Here is a 16,548-nt window from a genome sequence, read left to right as displayed (position 1 = left end):
CAACTGGAACACTATATTTTACTGCATCTACAGATATATATGAATCTAAACTAACTTTTCTTTCTTTAAGATTTGCTATTATAAAAGGCTTACTTCTAATTTCAAGTAAATGTGGGAACTCTTCTGCAAAAAATTCGTTAGTTATTCGTAATGTTGTGCTATGTTTAGTATTATTAGATTCTTCAATAAATATCTCAGCGGCCTCATTTAACTCAGTCATAGATTTAAAACTATTACCTTTTACAAACTGCTCTTCAATATACTTAAAAGGTCGCTCAACTTTTCCCTTTGTACGTGCCCTGTAAGGATTACAGGCATTAAGTGATATTCCAAGATAATGAGCTAATCTTAATGCACTAACATTAAAATTTACTTCATCCCCAACAGTATTTGAATCAACTAGTGCTTTGGGATTATCAATAAGCAATTCTTTTGTTACACCACCAAATCTTTTGAATAACAAATGTATTGCTTCATAAATAGCTTCGCCGTCGCAAGACTTAGAAAATACAATAGCTTTCTTACGTGATGCTGATAAAATTAGCGAAAAGCAGTAAATGGGTATCTTCTCATCATCAATCTTCATTGAATAATGAGCCCAATCAAATTGAGCTTGATCTCCTAAAGGAGTTTCAATACGCTTCGTTGCTTTTAAGGGAATTGATAACTTCTCTTCCTTAAGTGTATTTAAGTATCTATAAATTGGTGATATGCTACCTTCATAACCACGCTTCTTTAGTTCACGGTAAATTCTAGTGCCAATAAAGTTATATTCGGGATCAAGATACCATGTTCTAATTTCTTCAATATGAGAATCTATCTTAGTTTCATATTGTCTTTTTTTATACTGTGGTTCTTCATTAAGTTTAATTAATCTTTTAACGGTATTTCTTGATATTTTTAATTCTCTAGAAATTTGTCTTATAGGCATCCCCCTTTCATGCATTCTTTTTACGGTTATCCAATCTTTCACGTCTTTCACCTATGTTTTTCCTCCTAACCTTCATTACAAAGGCTAGGATACTTTATGAACTTAGGTGGGTCAACTTTGCTCGTAAAAGGTGGGTCAGTTTTAATTGTAAATCAACAGTCTTATTTATTTCATTTAATATATCATTACTAGATTTAGCTACATCCTGTATTCCAGATGCGACACTGTTAACAATATTTGAGATTTCATTGAAAGAACCCACAAAAGATTCAGCATGGGCATCGATATCATTACCCCAATCTCTTTTACCTATAGCTATACTACCAATTATTTTTCCATCTCTATTTTTTATAGGTGTTGCTGCAGCTTTTAGTGGTATACCGAAGTATTCTTTTGATATATTGTTAGTTACTGTCCTATTTTCCTTCATACATTGATAAGCAGGGATATCATAAGGCAACAGATCACCTTCTCCATAAGTGGAACCTACACTCGAGTCATGTCTTACTACTTTAAGTATTTTTTCTTTATCAGAAACCATCATACTAACATCGTCACCAAATAAGGAACTAATAAAAGGTAATAAGTAACTTAGGTTATCGAGTATATCTTCGTCTTCAAAATTTTTCATGTTTAAAACTCCTTTTTACTAAATATTTATTATAATAACAATTCTACATTGAAAATATAAACACAAGTAACTATATATTAATTTGATTAATAGCTGCTACTTAATAATTTTGATATTAAAAAATAGCATTATCAAAATAAAATACCATATATGACAATATAAGTTTAAGTGTTAAGAAATGCTATGTCAATAAAAATACGTTTTTAGAACAAAGAGTTGTAAAACGTATTTTTAGACTTAAGAATAATGGTAAAAAGAGGAGGAAAATAGTACATATAAACAAATGAATAAGTATTTCTAAATAAATAAAAAGTTATAACATAATATTTGAAAAGATATGGACAAATTATATGCTTTTGTGTTAGGCTAAATATATAAGGTTGCTAATAATTAAGGGTGTATCTTTATATTAAATTAAGGCAAGATTCAATCGAGAAAAAGTCAAAATATTGTTAGGAGGATTAGATATGTATTTTAAAGAAAAGCATGGTTTCCCAGAAGATTTTTTATGGGGAAGTGCATCGGCGGCATATCAAGTAGAAGGAGCTGCTGAAGAGGATGGTAAGGGAAGAAGTAATTGGGATGAGTTTGTAAGGATTCCAGGAAAGACCTTTAAATCTACTACAGGTGATGTAGCAGTTGATCATTATCACCGTTATAAGGAAGATATAGCATTAATGGCAGAAATGGGATTAAAGACATATAGATTTTCAATTTCTTGGCCAAGAATTTATCCAAATGGTAGAGGGGAAGTAAACGAAAAAGGATTACAATTTTATGATAATGTAATCGATGAATGTTTAAAATATGGAATAGAACCTATGGTTACAATATATCATTGGGATTTACCACAAGCTCTTCAATTAGAGTATAATGGTTGGGAAAGCAGAAGAATAATTGATGATTATGAAAATTACGCAATAACTTTATTTGAACGTTACAAAGATAAAGTTAAGTATTGGATAACATTAAATGAACAAAATATATTTACAGCACATGGCTGGATGCTGGCAACGCACCCACCAGGCAAGAAAAATGATTCTAAGATGTTTTATCAAGTAAATCATCATGCAAACTTAGCTCATGCTAAAGCTGTTCTTGCATTTAGAAAAATAGTTCCAAATGGGAAAATTGGTGCAAGCTTTGCATTTTCACCAAGTTATGCATTAGATTGCAGTCCAATAAACAACATAGCAAAGGCAGATTTTGATGATTTACAATCATTCTGGTGGATGGATGTTTATGCATATGGACGATATCCAAAAGCTGCATTTAAGTATTTACAGGGTCAAGGTGTTGCTCCTAAATTTGAAGAAGGAGATGCAGAGCTTATGAAAGCAGCGGCTCAAGTTGACTTCATGGGAGTAAATTATTATCAAACAGCTGTAGTCGAATATAATCCAATTGATGGTGTTGGAATGGCTGAAATGAATACTACAGGTAAAAAAGGAACATCTCAAGTAAGTGGTACTCCAGGATTATTTAAAAACCCAAAGAATCCACATTTAAAGACTACAGACTGGGATTGGACTATTGATCCAATGGGAATTAGAATGTGCTGTAGAATTATTACAAGCAGATATGATTTACCAATAGTTATTTCAGAAAATGGGCTAGGAGCATTTGATAAGAAGACTGAAGATAATAAGATACATGATGATTATCGTATTGCATATTTAAAGGCTCATATAGAAGAATTAAAGGAAGCAATTAATGAAGGTTCAGAAGTACTTGCGTACTGCACATGGTCAATAACAGACTTATTAAGTTGGCTAAACGGCTATCAAAAGCGTTATGGTTTCATTTACGTAGATCGTGAAGAAGAAGAAGGAGCGCCTATGAATCGTTATAAGAAGGATAGCTTCTATTGGTATCAAAATGTAATTAAGACTAATGGTGAAGAATTATAATTTTAATTTGAAAAGCAGCTAAAAATGATAAAAACTAAAATATCATTTTTAGCTGCTTTATTTTAAATTGTTTTTGCTGTTAAAAAGTTCTCTTGAGCAACGATTCGGCAATTTCTTTTAAAATATACTTTTCCGAAACATCAGGAAGTTTATCTATAAGTGTTAAAGCTTTAGTAGTATATCGGCCAGCTATATTCTTAGCTTTTTTTAAACCATCAGAATTTTTTAGGATTTCAAATACAGAAACACAGTCATTTTCTTTTAAAGCATATAAAAGCGCTTGATTATTATTTTTTATTTCATACAAAACAGGGAAAGTATATATTCCTTCGGCAATATCATTATTTGAAGGCTTTCCAAGTACAACCTTAGGAGATACAATATCAAGGATATCATCAATTAATTGGAAGGTCATACCAATGTAATAACCAATCTTCTTTAATTTATTCACAACTTCAGAATCAGCTTGTCCATCATATGCGCCTAGAGATAAACTTAGTGAAAAGAGAGAGGCACATTTTCCATTTATTCTTCTAAAATAATCACGAATATTTGAATTTAACGAATAAGTAGAAAGAAATTGATTTATTTCACTTTCACATATAAACTTTATTGTTTTTGAAATATCGGAAATACTTTTTTTAGATGCATATTCTGAAAATATAATATAAGATTGTGCAAAGAGATAATCACCCATAAATAATGCAGCTTTAGCTCCATAAAGATTATTTATAGTTCTTTTTCCTCGTCTTAAATTAGAATCGTCGATTATATCATCATGAACAAGAGTTGCTAAATGTAGCAATTCTATACCAGAAGAAAGATTTAATAAACTTTTTCTTTCAATGTTACCAAAAGCACCACCAATTAAAATAAAGATAGCTCGAATCATTTTACCCTCGGTAGCAGCTAAATTATTCAATAAATTTACTGTATTCTTATCTTTATTATCCAAATTTAATTCGATAATTTCTCTGATTTTTATTAAATCATCTTCAAAATAATCTAAATAATTAATTTTTTCCAGTAACATTTTATTTCCCCTTTTCACCATAATATATTTGGAATATAATTATTATTAATAAATATAAATTTTCTGAACCTTTTGTTTCAATTATAACATATTAACTTATAAATTGCTTTTTTTTAACAAAAAGCAATTAAATAATTTTGTATTTATGGAGTGAATTTGATGATTAAAAATATTATAAAGGAATCAAGACCACCAACATTATTTGTCGGATTATTGTCTACAGTTTTAGGCATAATATTAGCTTACAGAAATAACTTTTTCTCAGAAAGTTTAGGGTGGAATTTATGGATAATATTTCTTGTTGTATTAGCAGCAATACTATTACAAAGCGCCATAAATTTAATGAATAATTATTTTGAAGAAGATGTTTCAGAAGAATTATTAAGCAAAAGACAGGATTGTTTTCTAGGATATAAGAGAAGTTATGAAGAGATATTTACATTTAAAACAGGAATAATATTTTTTATAATTACGGCGTTAATAGGCTTTTACTTAAGTTATTATGTTGGAAAACAGCTATTAATAATTGAGTTTGTTGGAATATTTGCTGCATATTCTTATTCTGGTGAACCGTTTAATTATAAAAAATTTGGAATTGGTTCAATAATGTCATTTATAATGATGGGACCATTATTGGCTTATGCAAGTTACTACGTATTTTCAAGTGCATTTTCAATAGAGCCTATTTTATATTCATTTACTAATGGATTATTTATTCCAGCAATTTTAATTGCAAATGAAATTAGAGATTATGAAGAAGATAGTAGAAGAAAAATAAGGACATTAACAGTTAGAATTGGGTATAAAAATGGAATTATTATATATTATCTATTAATAATATTTACTTATATTGATACGCTTTTATTTGTATTTCTTGGATATATGCCAAAATGGTGTTTAATCGTTTTAGCAACAATACCTTTCATAAAAAATATAAAAGAATATATTGATACACAGAAGCATAAACTTGTTCCTTTTACTGCAAAGTTTTATATGATATTTTCTGTTGTATTATATATTATTTTAATATTTACAAAATAGTATAAATATTAACAAAAATATACTATTCTTTATATTGTTGTTATATAATTATAGTGTATAAAGATTTTATGAGAATTAAAAAGGGGAGGTAATAATATGGATAACGTTATTAATTTGGCAAGATGGCAGTTTGCAATAACCACTGTCTATCACTTCTTTTTTGTACCGCTAACAATAGGATTGGGGTTTTATTTAGCCATAATGGAAACTCTTTATGTTAAAACAGGAAATGAAAAGTATAAAAAAATGGTCAAATATTGGGGAAAATTATTTCTGATAAACTTTGCTATGGGAGTTGTTACTGGACTTGTACAAGAGTTCCAATTTGGAATGAACTGGTCAAATTATTCAAGATATGTTGGGGATATTTTTGGAGTTCCATTAGCTATAGAAGCATTACTGGCATTTTTCTTAGAATCCACCTTTCTTGGAATATGGGTTTTTGGATGGGAAAAAGTATCTAAAAAAATACATTTATTATCTATATGGATTGTAAGTATAGCTACAATGATTTCTGCGTTTTGGATTCTAACAGCAAATTCATTTATGCATGAACCTGTTGGATATGCTATAAACAATGGACGAGCAGAGATGACTAGTTTTACAGATCTTATTACAAATCCACATTTATGGGTCCAATTTCCTCATACAATATTTGCATCTTTAGCAACAGGAGCATTTTTCATATTAGGAATAAGCGCTTATCATTTAATTAAAAAGAATGATGCAGCCTGGATTAAGTCCTCATTAAAGCTTGGAATAACAATGGCTTTAGTCTCTAGTTTATTAGTAGCTCTTATGGGAGATTTACAAGGTAAATATTTAGTTAAGAATTTACCAATGAAAATGGCAGCTGCAGAAGCTTTATGGGAAACAAAAAATCCAGCACCATTAGCAGTTGCAGCAATAATAGATGAAGATAATAAAAAGAATGTATTTGAAATAAGTGTACCAAAACTTTTAAGTTTTATGAGCTATAACAGTTTTACAGGAGAAGTTAAGGGGATAAATGAAATACAAGCTGAATATGAAAAAAAATATGGACAAGGCAATTATATACCACCAGTTAATCTATCTTTCTATAGTTTTAGAGTAATGGTTGGAGCAGGAATGTTAATGATTTTAATTGCATTAATAAGTTTGTATTTTTATAAAAAAGGAACACTATCTGATAAAAATAAATTATTAAAGCTTATGATGTTTTCAATAGCATTACCTTATTTAGCAAATTCAACTGGTTGGATATTGACAGAAGCAAGCAGAGCACCATGGATTGTATTTGGATTATTGAAAATTGAAAATGCAGTATCACCAACAGTGTCTTTAGCATATGTGGCTACATCATTGTTAGCTTTTGCAGTAGTGTATACAGTATTAGCAGTAATAGATGTAATGCTTTTAGTTAAATTTATTAAGGTTGTTCCACTACAAGAAAAAGAAAATATGAACAATAAGAAGGAGGAATCATTATGGATTTAGGAATTATCTGGTTTATATTGATAGGAATTTTATTTGCAGGATTTTTCTTTCTTGAAGGGTTTGATTTTGGAGTTGGAATATTACTTTTATTAATTGGAAAAAAGGACACTGATAGAAGAATAATAATTAATACTATTGGTCCAGTTTGGGATGGAAATGAAGTTTGGCTTATTACAGCTGGTGGAGCTATATTTGCTGCCTTTCCAAATTGGTATGCAACCATGTTCAGTGGATTCTATTTAGCTCTTCTTGTAGTGTTAATAGCATTAATACTAAGAGGTGTTGCTTTCGAATTTAGAAGCAAAGATGAAAGTCAAAAATGGAGAAATGGTTGGGATAAAGTAATATTTGTATCTAGCTTGCTTTTAGCTATTCTTTTTGGAGTTGCTCTTTCGAATTTCATTAAAGGAGTTCCAATTGATCAAACAATGAATTATGTAGGTGGATTTTTTGATTTAATATCTATCTATACTCTAGTTGCTGGAATAACTACTCTATTAGTTTTTATATTCCATGGAGCAGTGTTCTTAGCATTAAAGGCAGAGGAATCAATAGCAGAAAAAGCCATAAATATAGCAAAACCTTTTGGTGTTTCTGCAATAATAGTTTCAGTATTATTATTTGTATTAACATTTTTACAAACTGATATGTTTAATAGTAAACTAGCACTGGTTGCAGCTATAGTATCATTAGTATGTCTAATTTTAAGCTGGTATCTAGTTGGTGTGAAAAAAGCAAAAATTGCAATGTTAACTAATGGATTGTCAATAGCATTAGGCGTTGCTGCCTTATTTGCAGGATTATTCCCAAGAGTTATGGTTTCTAGCATAAAACCAGAATATAGTCTTACAATAGCAAATGCTTCATCAACTGTGAATACATTAGCTCTTATGACTAAAGTTGCAGTTATTTTTGTACCAATAGTTTTAGCATATCAAGCTTGGAGCTATTGGATATTTAGAAAGAGAGTTACTACTAAAGACTTAGAATATTAGTGGAGTTTTAAAATTTATGATAAATAAAAGATTACTAAAAGAGAGTAAGTTTAAGCGTTTTTATATAGTTGCAGTTATTATAACTTCTCTCTTTAACTCCTTATTTATAGTTGTTTCTGCATACTTATTGTCTTTTATAGTATCGGGAATATTTTTAAAGACAAAAACATTAGAAGAAATAAAAATATATATTGTTTTATTTATAGGAAATAGTGTTTTAAAAGCATTATTTAATTTTGTAAGTGAAGTATATATTAAAAATTCTTCTGAGGAAATAAAAGAAAATTTAAAAGATAAATTATTTAAGCTGGTTATTTCAGCTAATCCCTATAAGGTAAAAAATGAAAAATTAGGAGAATTAATAAATACAATTACAGAAGGAGTAGAAATGGTAGAACGTTACTATTCAGAGTATATTCCACAATTTTTTTCAGCGTTTATTATTCCTCTACTTATATGTTTGGGTGTAGCTTATGTAGATAAAATATCGGCTTTAATAATGGTTATAACTTATCCTATAATTCCTGTGTTTATGATTTTAATAGGTTATAAATCTAAGGAAGCTAATGAAAGGCAATGGAAAAAGCTTAACGTATTAAGTTCACACTTTATTGACATGCTTCAAGGCTTAAGTACTTTAAAGATATTTGGAATAAGTAATAATCAAGAAGATAAAATATTTAATATTAGTGAAAGCCATAGAAAAGCAACTATGGAAGTATTAAAAATATCTTTTCTTTCAGCTCTTGTATTAGAACTATTTGCAACTATAAGTACTGCAATAGTAGCTGTAAATTTAGGGTTAAGATTGGTTTATGATCAAATAAGTTTTTTAAATGCCTTCTTTATTTTAGTATTAACACCGGACTTTTATCTTCCAGTCAGACAATTGGGATTAAAGTTTCATGCTTCTTTAAATGGAGTAGTTGCCATAGAGAAAGTAGAAATTCTAGAAGAAAAGTTTGGAGAAAAACTTTCAGAAGATAAATTAACAGTTGAGGATAATAAGTTTGAAATAGAAGTCAAGAATTTAAGTTTTGTATATGAGAATAAAGAAGTTTTAAAGGATATAAGTTTTAAAATTTCTTCTGGTGAAAAGATAGCACTCATAGGTGAAAGTGGTAGTGGCAAAAGCACCTTGATAAATATATTAAGCGGTTTTCTTGAAGTGCAGGAAAATATGGTATTTGTAAATGGGATAGACATAAACAATATAAATAGAGAAAGGTATTTAAAGAATATTACTTTGGTTCCACAGTTTCCACATATTTTTAATAGAAGTATAGAAGATAATTTGACTGTAGGATATGAAGGAATAGATAACGAAGAGTTTCTAAATATATACAAAAAGGCTAGAGTTGAAGAGTTTTCTGAGACTTTTGAAAAAGGTTATAAGACCATTATAGGTGAAGGTGAAAGGGTATCCATCAGTTCAGGAGAAGCTCAAAGAATAGCAATTGCTAGAGCTATGATAAAAAACTCTGGATTTATTATTTTTGATGAGCCAAGTTCTGCTTTAGATGCAGAAAAAGAAGATTTTCTTATAGAAACTGTTAAAAAGCATTTTAAGAAAAATACTGTTTTAATAGCTGCTCATAGATTAAATACTATAAGAGCAGTAGATAAGATAATAATGCTTAAAGAAGGCAAAATAAGTGAAGTAGGAAGTCATAAAGAACTTATGGAAAAGAGAGAAGATTACTATAAATTAATGGAATCACCAGAGGTGGAAATATGAGAATTTTAAAAGTAATGAATTCACTTATGAAAAAGCAACTCTTCTTTGTAATATGTTCTTTAATAATGGGAGTCTGTACCATTTTAAGTAATGTAGGATTATTGTCTACTTCAGCAGTATTGATTTCAAGAGCAGCACTTCATCCAGATGTATTAGACTTAATGGTTTTAATAGTAGGAGTTAGATTTTTTGGAATATTTAGAGGTGTATTTAGATATTTTGAAAGAATTTTATCTCATGATGCTACTTTTAGAATTTTAAGTAGTATTAGAAAATGGTTTTATAAGAATTTTAATGAAGGTTATTCTGAAAATATTAAATTTAAGACTGGTGATATATATACAAAAGCTGTAACAGATGTTGATGTCCTTAAAGATTTTTATTTAAGAGGAATTTATCCATTAATTATAGCCGTTTTAACAGGCATAGCAACAGGACTGTTCATTTTATGTTTTAGTGACATTTTGGCTTATATTTATTGGTGCGGTTATATAATTGCAGGATTTATATTTCCAATAATAATATTCAAATTAAATAATAAATTCTTAGAAAAAGAAATCAATTTAAAAAACAGTATTAATTCTATATTGTTAGATAGCTTTAAAGGAATTTTGGAGATAAATATATATCCCTTGAAGCTTGAAATTATACAGAAATTCCAAGGTTTAAGCAAACAATTATCTAAAGTTCAAAAGAAAAAAAATTTAATAAATGCCTTAGGGAGTAATTTTCATTCTATGGTAGCCATTATTTTAATGGGTGCATCACTTATGATTACAGCGCCTTTAGTTATAAACAGAGAATTAGATGGTATATACTATGCCATGCTTCCTCTTACAATTTTAGCATCTTTTGAAGCTTTACTGCCAATGGTTATGGTAATGTATAAATTTAAAGAAACCTTTGAGAGTGGAGAAAATATTTTTAGCATAATAGATAATAAAAGTAATGAAGAAATTCAATTATCTGAAGAAATAGCTGATTATGATATCTCAGTAAAAAACTTAAGTGTTTATGATGATGAAGCAGAAAAATATATAATTAAAAATTTGTCATTTAAACTGCCACATAAAAAGAAATTAGGTATAGTAGGCTTGAGCGGTTCAGGTAAAAGCACTATAGTTAAAGCTTTATTAGGTTTTATTAAATATCAAGAAGGAGATATTTTTATAGGAGAAACTTCCTACAAAAATACAGCTATAGATAATATAAGAAAACTTTTTACGGTTATGGAGCAAAATCCATATGTATTTAATACATCTATAAGAGAAAATTTATTAATTGCTAATAAAGAGGCAGAAGAAAATGAAATGATAAATTTATTAGAAAAATTTCAAATAAACAATTTGATTAAAGAAAGTGATGAAGGATTAGATTCATTATTAGGTCAATTTGGATACAACATATCAGGTGGAGAAAAGCAAAGGCTTATGCTTGTGAGGACATTTTTAAAGCAAAGTAAAATAGCTATATTAGATGAGCCGACATCAAGTCTTGATAAAGAATTAGAGAAGAAAATAGTGGAGGCCATACATGATGAAATTAAAGAAAAAAGTTGTATATGGATAACTCACAGGTTAGTAGAAATGGATAGATTTGATGAAATATTAGTGTTTGAAGAGGGAAAGGTTATAGAAAAGGGAACTCATCAAGAATTAATAAATTTAAAGGGAAGATATTATGAATTTTGGATTTTACAAAACCAATATTTAAATATGTAACTAATTATGAGAAGGGGGATAATTTATGAAGATTTTTGTTATTGGAGGCGGATTTGCTGGTATAAAGGCTGCTAAGGAATTAGGGAAAAGTTTGTCAGAGAATCATGAAATATATTTGATTGATAAAAACGAGTATACAACTATGTTACCTAATTTGCCAGAAGTAGTTAGTGGAAGATTACATCAAGAGGATATAACAGAAAAAATCACTAATCTGGTTCCTAGTAAAGTAAATTTTATTAAAAGTGAGATAAGTGAGGTTAATTTTGAAGATAAAAAGATAGTAACCCAAGGTGATGAATATGAATATGACTATTTAGTTTTTGCACCTGGTTCTACGACAAACTTTTTCGGTTTTAAAGATAACTTAGATAAAGTAAATGTACTGGATTCTTTAGAAGCAGCTCAAAAGGTTAGAAAAAATTTCTTAGAACATATTGAAAATAAAAATGAAGTTAATTTGGTTATTTCTGGAGCAGGTTTTACAGGAATAGAACTTGCTTGTAATTTATATGATTTAGGTGTAAAAAAGGGAAAGAAAGTTAATGTTATTATGGTAGATTTGTGTAAGAAAGTTTTATCTATGGTTTCTGAAAAAGCTGCTGATCATGTAGTAAATAAATTAAAAAAGATGAACTTTAAAATATATACTGAAAATCAAATTGTAAGTTTTGATGGAAAGGATATAGTTTTAAAAAATGAAGAAATTATAAAAGACACTTTTTTCTGTTGGTGTAGTGGAGTAAAGGCACCATTAAAGCCAAATGGTAAATTTGATATGCTTCCTGATGGCAGAATTATAGTTAATAAGTACTTAAACCTTGAAAATCACCCAGAAGTATTTATTGCAGGGGATGCAGCGGCAATAAAGGATGAAAAAGGCAATATGCTAAGGAGAGCTGTAACTTTTTCAGAAATGTCAGGTAAGCACGCTGGCAAAAATATAGCGGCTACTATAAATGGTGGACAAGTAAAAGAATTTAAACCTATTGATTTAGGCTGGATAATACCAATGTATATCACTAGTGTAGGAGTTGTTATGGGAGTTGAGGTAAAAGGACGTAAAGGAATATTTATGCATTATTTTATTTGTGGAATAAAGAACTATAATATTAGTAATTTCCTAAAGGAATTGATTGCAGCTGTAAAGTATCCATTCACGCAATTATAATCAATATTAAAAAGAAGTATATTTCTTTTAGTAAAAAAATATAATTACATTTTATGCGTAAGAATTATAGTAATAACTATATAGAGCAGTTCAAAATTTTAAACATTTTGAACTGCTCTTTTAGTATTTTAACTATTCACATGATTTGTTTAATAATTTCTTATTTAATATATCAAAGAATTTTTACATAAGAAAATAATTAATAATTATCTTCGATTAATTTATTTAAAGTCAAATTGACAATCATTTCTTCAGAATAAAAATGTCCACCCATTATTATTAAAATAACCTCTGATTTTTTGTAGCCTTCTTTATAAAGCTTTAAGTTTTTGGTTATTCTTTTTAGAGTGTTTTTAGGAATATTCAATTCTAAAGCTAATTCTTTAAAAGAGTAATATTCTTTTTTCAGCATATTATATAATTTATTTTGAAGATCCAACTTATATCTAAGATCGACCTCCTTAGATTGATGGGGGCCATATTTTCCTCTATGATGAGAAGGACATAAATATTTATAATTAAGTTCTATATCAAATCCACCTTCACTTCTGTGAACAATATGATGTATATCAGCTTCGGCATTACATATTTCACATAAAGACAATGTTTTTATCCCCCTTAGAATTTATCTCGTAAAAAATTAATTGGCATGTATTATTATAAAGTAATCAATGAAAAATAGCAATTTTATTATACACTTCTAAAAAGAGTGGCTATGCCACAATGCGGATCATTTCGCCTATATAGAGAGCGGTTATGCTCCAATGCGGAACCTTCTAACTACATAGAGAGCATACCCACATATAAAAATATTAGCTATGCACTTATGAAAATGATTTTATCTATAACTATTACTGTTTTCTTTTTGACGACTCAATAACTTTAAATTTGTGAATTAAATTAATTAGAGCTTATATAATGTATATGATAATATTTTTTAAATGAGTAATAAAATAGAATATGATGGGTAAAATAGTAATATATGATTATTTTTCGATAGTTACATTTCAATGAAATCTAAAGATGCAATTAAAAGCACTTTATAATAAATATAATAGTAAACCACAGAAAATATTTAGATACTGTATTTTATAAAATATTGACTGGGAAGGTGAATAAAATGAGAGAAAATTATCATTCGTTTAGTTTTTGGGAAAACCTTATCAATGAGAATAAGACAATAAGAGGGCATATGTTTATGAAAAATCCTCCAACAGAAGATAGTTTTTATTTTCATACAATTATATTTGGAAGTAAAAATGGAATAAATAGTGTATGGGGGTATTGTCCTAATATTAGAGGTTTACTTGGATATATTCAATACTCTTTTTTGCAAGAAGCTTTTTATAAATGGATACATGGTAAAGAAAAATTTGTTGCTAAAATTCCACATTTAACAGTAGATAAAATTGTAATTGAAGGACAAAAATCTAATAAAATAAATAAAGATATTTCTATTAGCATGAGAGATGATTATGAATTCTTAAATAATTTATGGAGATTATCTGATAGTAAGATGGAAGATGAATTAAAGAAATTTACTTTAAAGTTTAACAAGAAATGGATGGGTGATAATGCAGAATTTTTATATATTAGAATTTTTAAAACACCAGAGGAGTTAGGCGAATTTGTAATATCATCAGCGTTGTTAGCAAGTAATTCTGAAGAATTAGAAAACAAATTAGATATGACAATAGATGAATGGAGAGAAGTATTCAGAGCAGCAGAAAAAGATCTAATTAAAGGAGAGCTTTTTAGAAATATTCTATTGAAAAAATTAAAGGAAATCTTTTAATTTATTTTAGGTATAGAATGATTTTTAATTTTAGTGACATTATTAATTATATAGTTGTTAAAAGGTGAAAAATGAATAAATAATCATTTTTCACCTTTTGTTTCTAATTGAATTACATATAATATTTCACTATGTTTAATGAATTATAATAGTTTATATTTTATCAACAGAAGCTATACATTGAGAAGATATACCAAGCATTTTACCAGTAAAACCAAGGCCTTCTTCAGTAGTTGCTTTAATATTTATTTTATTAATATCAATGCCAAGCGCTTTTGAAATATTTTCTCTCATTTGTTCAATGTGTGACATCATTTTTGGTTTTTGAGCTATTATTGTAGCATCTATATTGTTTACTTCGTAGCCAGCCTTTTCAATTAATTTGCCAGTTTCCTTAAGTAATAAAATGCTAGAGATCCCTTTAAAAGCATTATCTGTATCAGGAAAATGTTTACCAATATCTCCCAGGGCACAAGCGCCTAGCAAAGAATCCATTATAGCATGAAGAAGCACATCAGCATCAGAATGACCAAGTAATCCTTTTTCAAATGGAATTTCGACTCCTCCTAAAATTAACTTTCTATTTTCTACTAATTTATGAACGTCATATCCTAATCCTACTCTCATATAGTCACCTCGTTAAAATGTTTTTTATATATTCATTTTAACATATATGCTATAAACAAGACATTCAAGGATAGGTTTTTAATTATTATTTTCATGTCTTTTAATTAGAAATACGTCTATTACGTTTAATTTCAATGTTTTGTGAGTTCCTATTTTTTAGACTGAATTTTTCAGAGAATAAAGAAAGAATCTTATTTATAATAAAATGCACAAATGTTATTCTACGTCTTTTTATAAAATCTACATAGATGATTTTTCTCCTCATAAATAATCTCCAAAATATTGATTTAAAATTATAAGGTTAGATAAAAATTTAGGGATAAATAGCATTATATGCTATAATAACATAGTATGAAGAATATATATTTTTGATAGCATTCTTTCAATGGGTTAATATTTTAAAGAGGTGTTAGTATTATGGAAAATTCAAGCTTTAATAGAAATAAATATGTATTTGCATCAATTCCATCTATGCTATTAGTAGGAGATTCGGCAGAAATTAATAGAAGTAAGCAAATCTCTCTATTTTTAAGTGAATTAAATACTTATAATGTTTTGCTTAAAGACTTAGTAAATTTTCCGCTTAAAGAGATTGATAGAAATTTAGCTTTAAATATCGCTTATTATATATATGATAATGAAGAGTTAATTAACACAATAACTCAAAAAAAAGATTTACCTTTTTCAAGATTAAGCAGATTAACCAAAATAAAAGTTGAATATATAGAAAAGTGCAGAGATTATATTATAGCTTATTATATAGTTTTAACTAACCCTAATTACAAAGGTATACAAGATTATTTTAGAGTTAAGCTTCGAGAAGATGAAAAGGTAAGAAGTATTTCAAATAAGAAAGAAACTATACATAAAGGTGTAGTTATAAAATCATTAAAAAAATCTGCGTACATTTTAACGTCTATGGGTGAATTTATAAAGATAAAAACTAATAATAAAATTAATGTTGGTGAAGTAGCCGAAGGCAAGGAGAAGAAGACATTAAAGTATTATAAAATATATATATCTATTTTGTTATTATTGCTTATTATAATTGGAAGTGGAATAGTAATTCAATATAGAACAACACAAAGTATAATTGTTATAGAGACAAGTTCTAATATAGTAATGCATGTAAATAAATTTAATAAATTGATATATGTTTATTCACCTACAGAAAAAGGAGATAAACTTATAAAAAGTACAAATATGTTGAATAAAGATATTGATCAGGCTATATTAGAAACTTTTCAATACGCATTAAACAATCAAATGCTGGAAATTAATAAAGAAATTCCAGCATTGAGTAAAAAGATATTAATTACAGTAAATGGAGAACCTTTGAAGTACGGAATACTTAGTAAAACAAGTAAATATGTTTACGATAATAATATACCTATAGTTATTAACAATGTAGGAAATCAACAAAAGTTACCACAGCGTTTTGACGAAGATGAAGAAAATAATACAAAGAAATAAAAC

General features: G+C 28.0%; 14 protein-coding genes. 9 read left to right on the top strand and 5 right to left on the bottom strand.

Translation table 11 applies throughout. The features are described 5' to 3' along the window. Both istA and GXK56_RS14835 read right to left on the bottom strand, forming a co-directional pair. Nucleotides 1-982: IS21 family transposase (gene istA / locus GXK56_RS14840; protein ID WP_160688705.1), on the bottom strand; the 982-nt coding region annotated here is incomplete at its 3' end. A gap of 43 nt (nucleotides 983-1,025) precedes the next feature. Continuing rightward, nucleotides 1,026-1,475, bottom strand: a complete 450-nt coding sequence (locus tag GXK56_RS14835) for a hypothetical protein (protein WP_243156137.1) — start codon at nucleotides 1,473-1,475, stop codon at nucleotides 1,026-1,028. 554 nt (nucleotides 1,476-2,029) lie between these two features. Here GXK56_RS14835 and GXK56_RS14830 point away from each other — a divergent pair. Beyond that, nucleotides 2,030-3,472, top strand: a complete 1,443-nt coding sequence (locus GXK56_RS14830) for a glycoside hydrolase family 1 protein (protein ID WP_160688703.1) — start codon at nucleotides 2,030-2,032, stop codon at nucleotides 3,470-3,472. A gap of 79 nt (nucleotides 3,473-3,551) precedes the next feature. On the opposite strand, the gene GXK56_RS14825 is transcribed toward GXK56_RS14830, so the two are convergent. Continuing rightward, nucleotides 3,552-4,505 (bottom strand): polyprenyl synthetase family protein, encoded by a 954-nt coding sequence (locus GXK56_RS14825; protein WP_160688701.1) that lies wholly within the window; start codon nucleotides 4,503-4,505, stop codon nucleotides 3,552-3,554. Nucleotides 4,506-4,664: 159 nt separating this feature from the next. Here GXK56_RS14825 and GXK56_RS14820 point away from each other — a divergent pair, with 159 nt between their 5' ends. The 6 genes from GXK56_RS14820 (at nucleotide 4,665) to GXK56_RS14795 (ending at nucleotide 12,650) form a co-directional block, all read left to right on the top strand. Next, nucleotides 4,665-5,546 carry a prenyltransferase gene (locus tag GXK56_RS14820; RefSeq protein ID WP_160688699.1) on the top strand — a complete coding sequence of 294 codons (882 nt, stop codon included), beginning with the start codon at nucleotides 4,665-4,667 and terminating at the stop codon, nucleotides 5,544-5,546. Between the two features lie 96 nt (nucleotides 5,547-5,642). Then, nucleotides 5,643-7,025 carry a cytochrome ubiquinol oxidase subunit I gene (locus GXK56_RS14815; protein WP_160688697.1) on the top strand — a complete coding sequence of 461 codons (1,383 nt, stop codon included), beginning with the start codon at nucleotides 5,643-5,645 and terminating at the stop codon, nucleotides 7,023-7,025. After that, complete coding sequence (gene cydB, locus GXK56_RS14810; protein ID WP_160688695.1) at nucleotides 7,016-8,020, top strand: cytochrome d ubiquinol oxidase subunit II; 1,005 nt, start codon at nucleotides 7,016-7,018, stop codon at nucleotides 8,018-8,020. The genes GXK56_RS14815 and cydB overlap by 10 nt, the downstream gene beginning before the upstream one ends. A gap of 16 nt (nucleotides 8,021-8,036) precedes the next feature. After that, nucleotides 8,037-9,758, top strand: a complete 1,722-nt coding sequence (gene cydD, locus GXK56_RS14805) for a thiol reductant ABC exporter subunit CydD (RefSeq protein WP_160688693.1) — start codon at nucleotides 8,037-8,039, stop codon at nucleotides 9,756-9,758. After that, complete coding sequence (gene cydC, locus GXK56_RS14800; protein ID WP_160688691.1) at nucleotides 9,755-11,479, top strand: thiol reductant ABC exporter subunit CydC; 1,725 nt, start codon at nucleotides 9,755-9,757, stop codon at nucleotides 11,477-11,479. Before cydD ends, cydC begins: the two co-directional genes overlap by 4 nt. 25 nt (nucleotides 11,480-11,504) lie before the next feature. Beyond that, nucleotides 11,505-12,650: an FAD-dependent oxidoreductase gene (locus GXK56_RS14795; RefSeq protein WP_160688689.1), complete on the top strand. Its 1,146-nt coding sequence runs from the start codon at nucleotides 11,505-11,507 to the stop codon at nucleotides 12,648-12,650. A gap of 199 nt (nucleotides 12,651-12,849) precedes the next feature. Here GXK56_RS14795 and GXK56_RS14790 read toward each other — a convergent pair whose 3' ends face one another. Beyond that, the gene (locus GXK56_RS14790; protein WP_160688687.1) at nucleotides 12,850-13,254 is read right to left on the bottom strand and encodes an HNH endonuclease signature motif containing protein; all 405 of its coding nucleotides are present in this window, start codon (nucleotides 13,252-13,254) and stop codon (nucleotides 12,850-12,852) included. A gap of 516 nt (nucleotides 13,255-13,770) precedes the next feature. On the opposite strand from GXK56_RS14790, the gene GXK56_RS14785 reads away from it, so the two are divergent. Then, nucleotides 13,771-14,445, top strand: coding sequence for a hypothetical protein (locus GXK56_RS14785; RefSeq protein ID WP_347707960.1), 675 nt, complete (start codon nucleotides 13,771-13,773; stop codon nucleotides 14,443-14,445). Between the two features lie 153 nt (nucleotides 14,446-14,598). Here the strand turns inward: GXK56_RS14785 and ispF are convergent, their stop codons facing one another. Continuing rightward, nucleotides 14,599-15,072 (bottom strand): 2-C-methyl-D-erythritol 2,4-cyclodiphosphate synthase, encoded by a 474-nt coding sequence (ispF, locus tag GXK56_RS14780; protein ID WP_160688685.1) that lies wholly within the window; start codon nucleotides 15,070-15,072, stop codon nucleotides 14,599-14,601. A 417-nt stretch (nucleotides 15,073-15,489) separates the two neighbouring features. On the opposite strand from ispF, the gene GXK56_RS14775 reads away from it, so the two are divergent. Further along, nucleotides 15,490-16,545: an anti-sigma factor domain-containing protein gene (locus GXK56_RS14775; protein WP_160688683.1), complete on the top strand. Its 1,056-nt coding sequence runs from the start codon at nucleotides 15,490-15,492 to the stop codon at nucleotides 16,543-16,545. Nucleotides 16,546-16,548 lie beyond the last annotated feature (3 nt).

This window comes from Clostridium sp. C2-6-12, from assembly GCF_009928485.1.
In the GTDB taxonomy this organism is placed as follows: domain Bacteria; phylum Bacillota; class Clostridia; order Clostridiales; family Clostridiaceae; genus Clostridium.
The sequence above is the reverse complement of the archived record's forward strand: the minus strand, read 5'-3'. Positions and strand labels throughout refer to the sequence as shown.

Coding starts and splice junctions, on each gene's coding strand:
- GXK56_RS14835 (WP_243156137.1), bottom strand. CDS start 1,475: ATGATGGTTTCTGATAAAGAAAAAATACTTAAAGTAGTAAGACATGAC.
- GXK56_RS14830 (WP_160688703.1), top strand. CDS start 2,030: ATGTATTTTAAAGAAAAGCATGGTTTCCCAGAAGATTTTTTATGGGGA.
- GXK56_RS14825 (WP_160688701.1), bottom strand. CDS start 4,505: ATGTTACTGGAAAAAATTAATTATTTAGATTATTTTGAAGATGATTTA.
- GXK56_RS14820 (WP_160688699.1), top strand. CDS start 4,665: ATGATTAAAAATATTATAAAGGAATCAAGACCACCAACATTATTTGTC.
- GXK56_RS14815 (WP_160688697.1), top strand. CDS start 5,643: ATGGATAACGTTATTAATTTGGCAAGATGGCAGTTTGCAATAACCACT.
- cydB (WP_160688695.1), top strand. CDS start 7,016: ATGGATTTAGGAATTATCTGGTTTATATTGATAGGAATTTTATTTGCA.
- cydD (WP_160688693.1), top strand. CDS start 8,037: ATGATAAATAAAAGATTACTAAAAGAGAGTAAGTTTAAGCGTTTTTAT.
- cydC (WP_160688691.1), top strand. CDS start 9,755: ATGAGAATTTTAAAAGTAATGAATTCACTTATGAAAAAGCAACTCTTC.
- GXK56_RS14795 (WP_160688689.1), top strand. CDS start 11,505: ATGAAGATTTTTGTTATTGGAGGCGGATTTGCTGGTATAAAGGCTGCT.
- GXK56_RS14785 (WP_347707960.1), top strand. CDS start 13,771: ATGAGAGAAAATTATCATTCGTTTAGTTTTTGGGAAAACCTTATCAAT.
- ispF (WP_160688685.1), bottom strand. CDS start 15,072: ATGAGAGTAGGATTAGGATATGACGTTCATAAATTAGTAGAAAATAGA.
- GXK56_RS14775 (WP_160688683.1), top strand. CDS start 15,490: ATGGAAAATTCAAGCTTTAATAGAAATAAATATGTATTTGCATCAATT.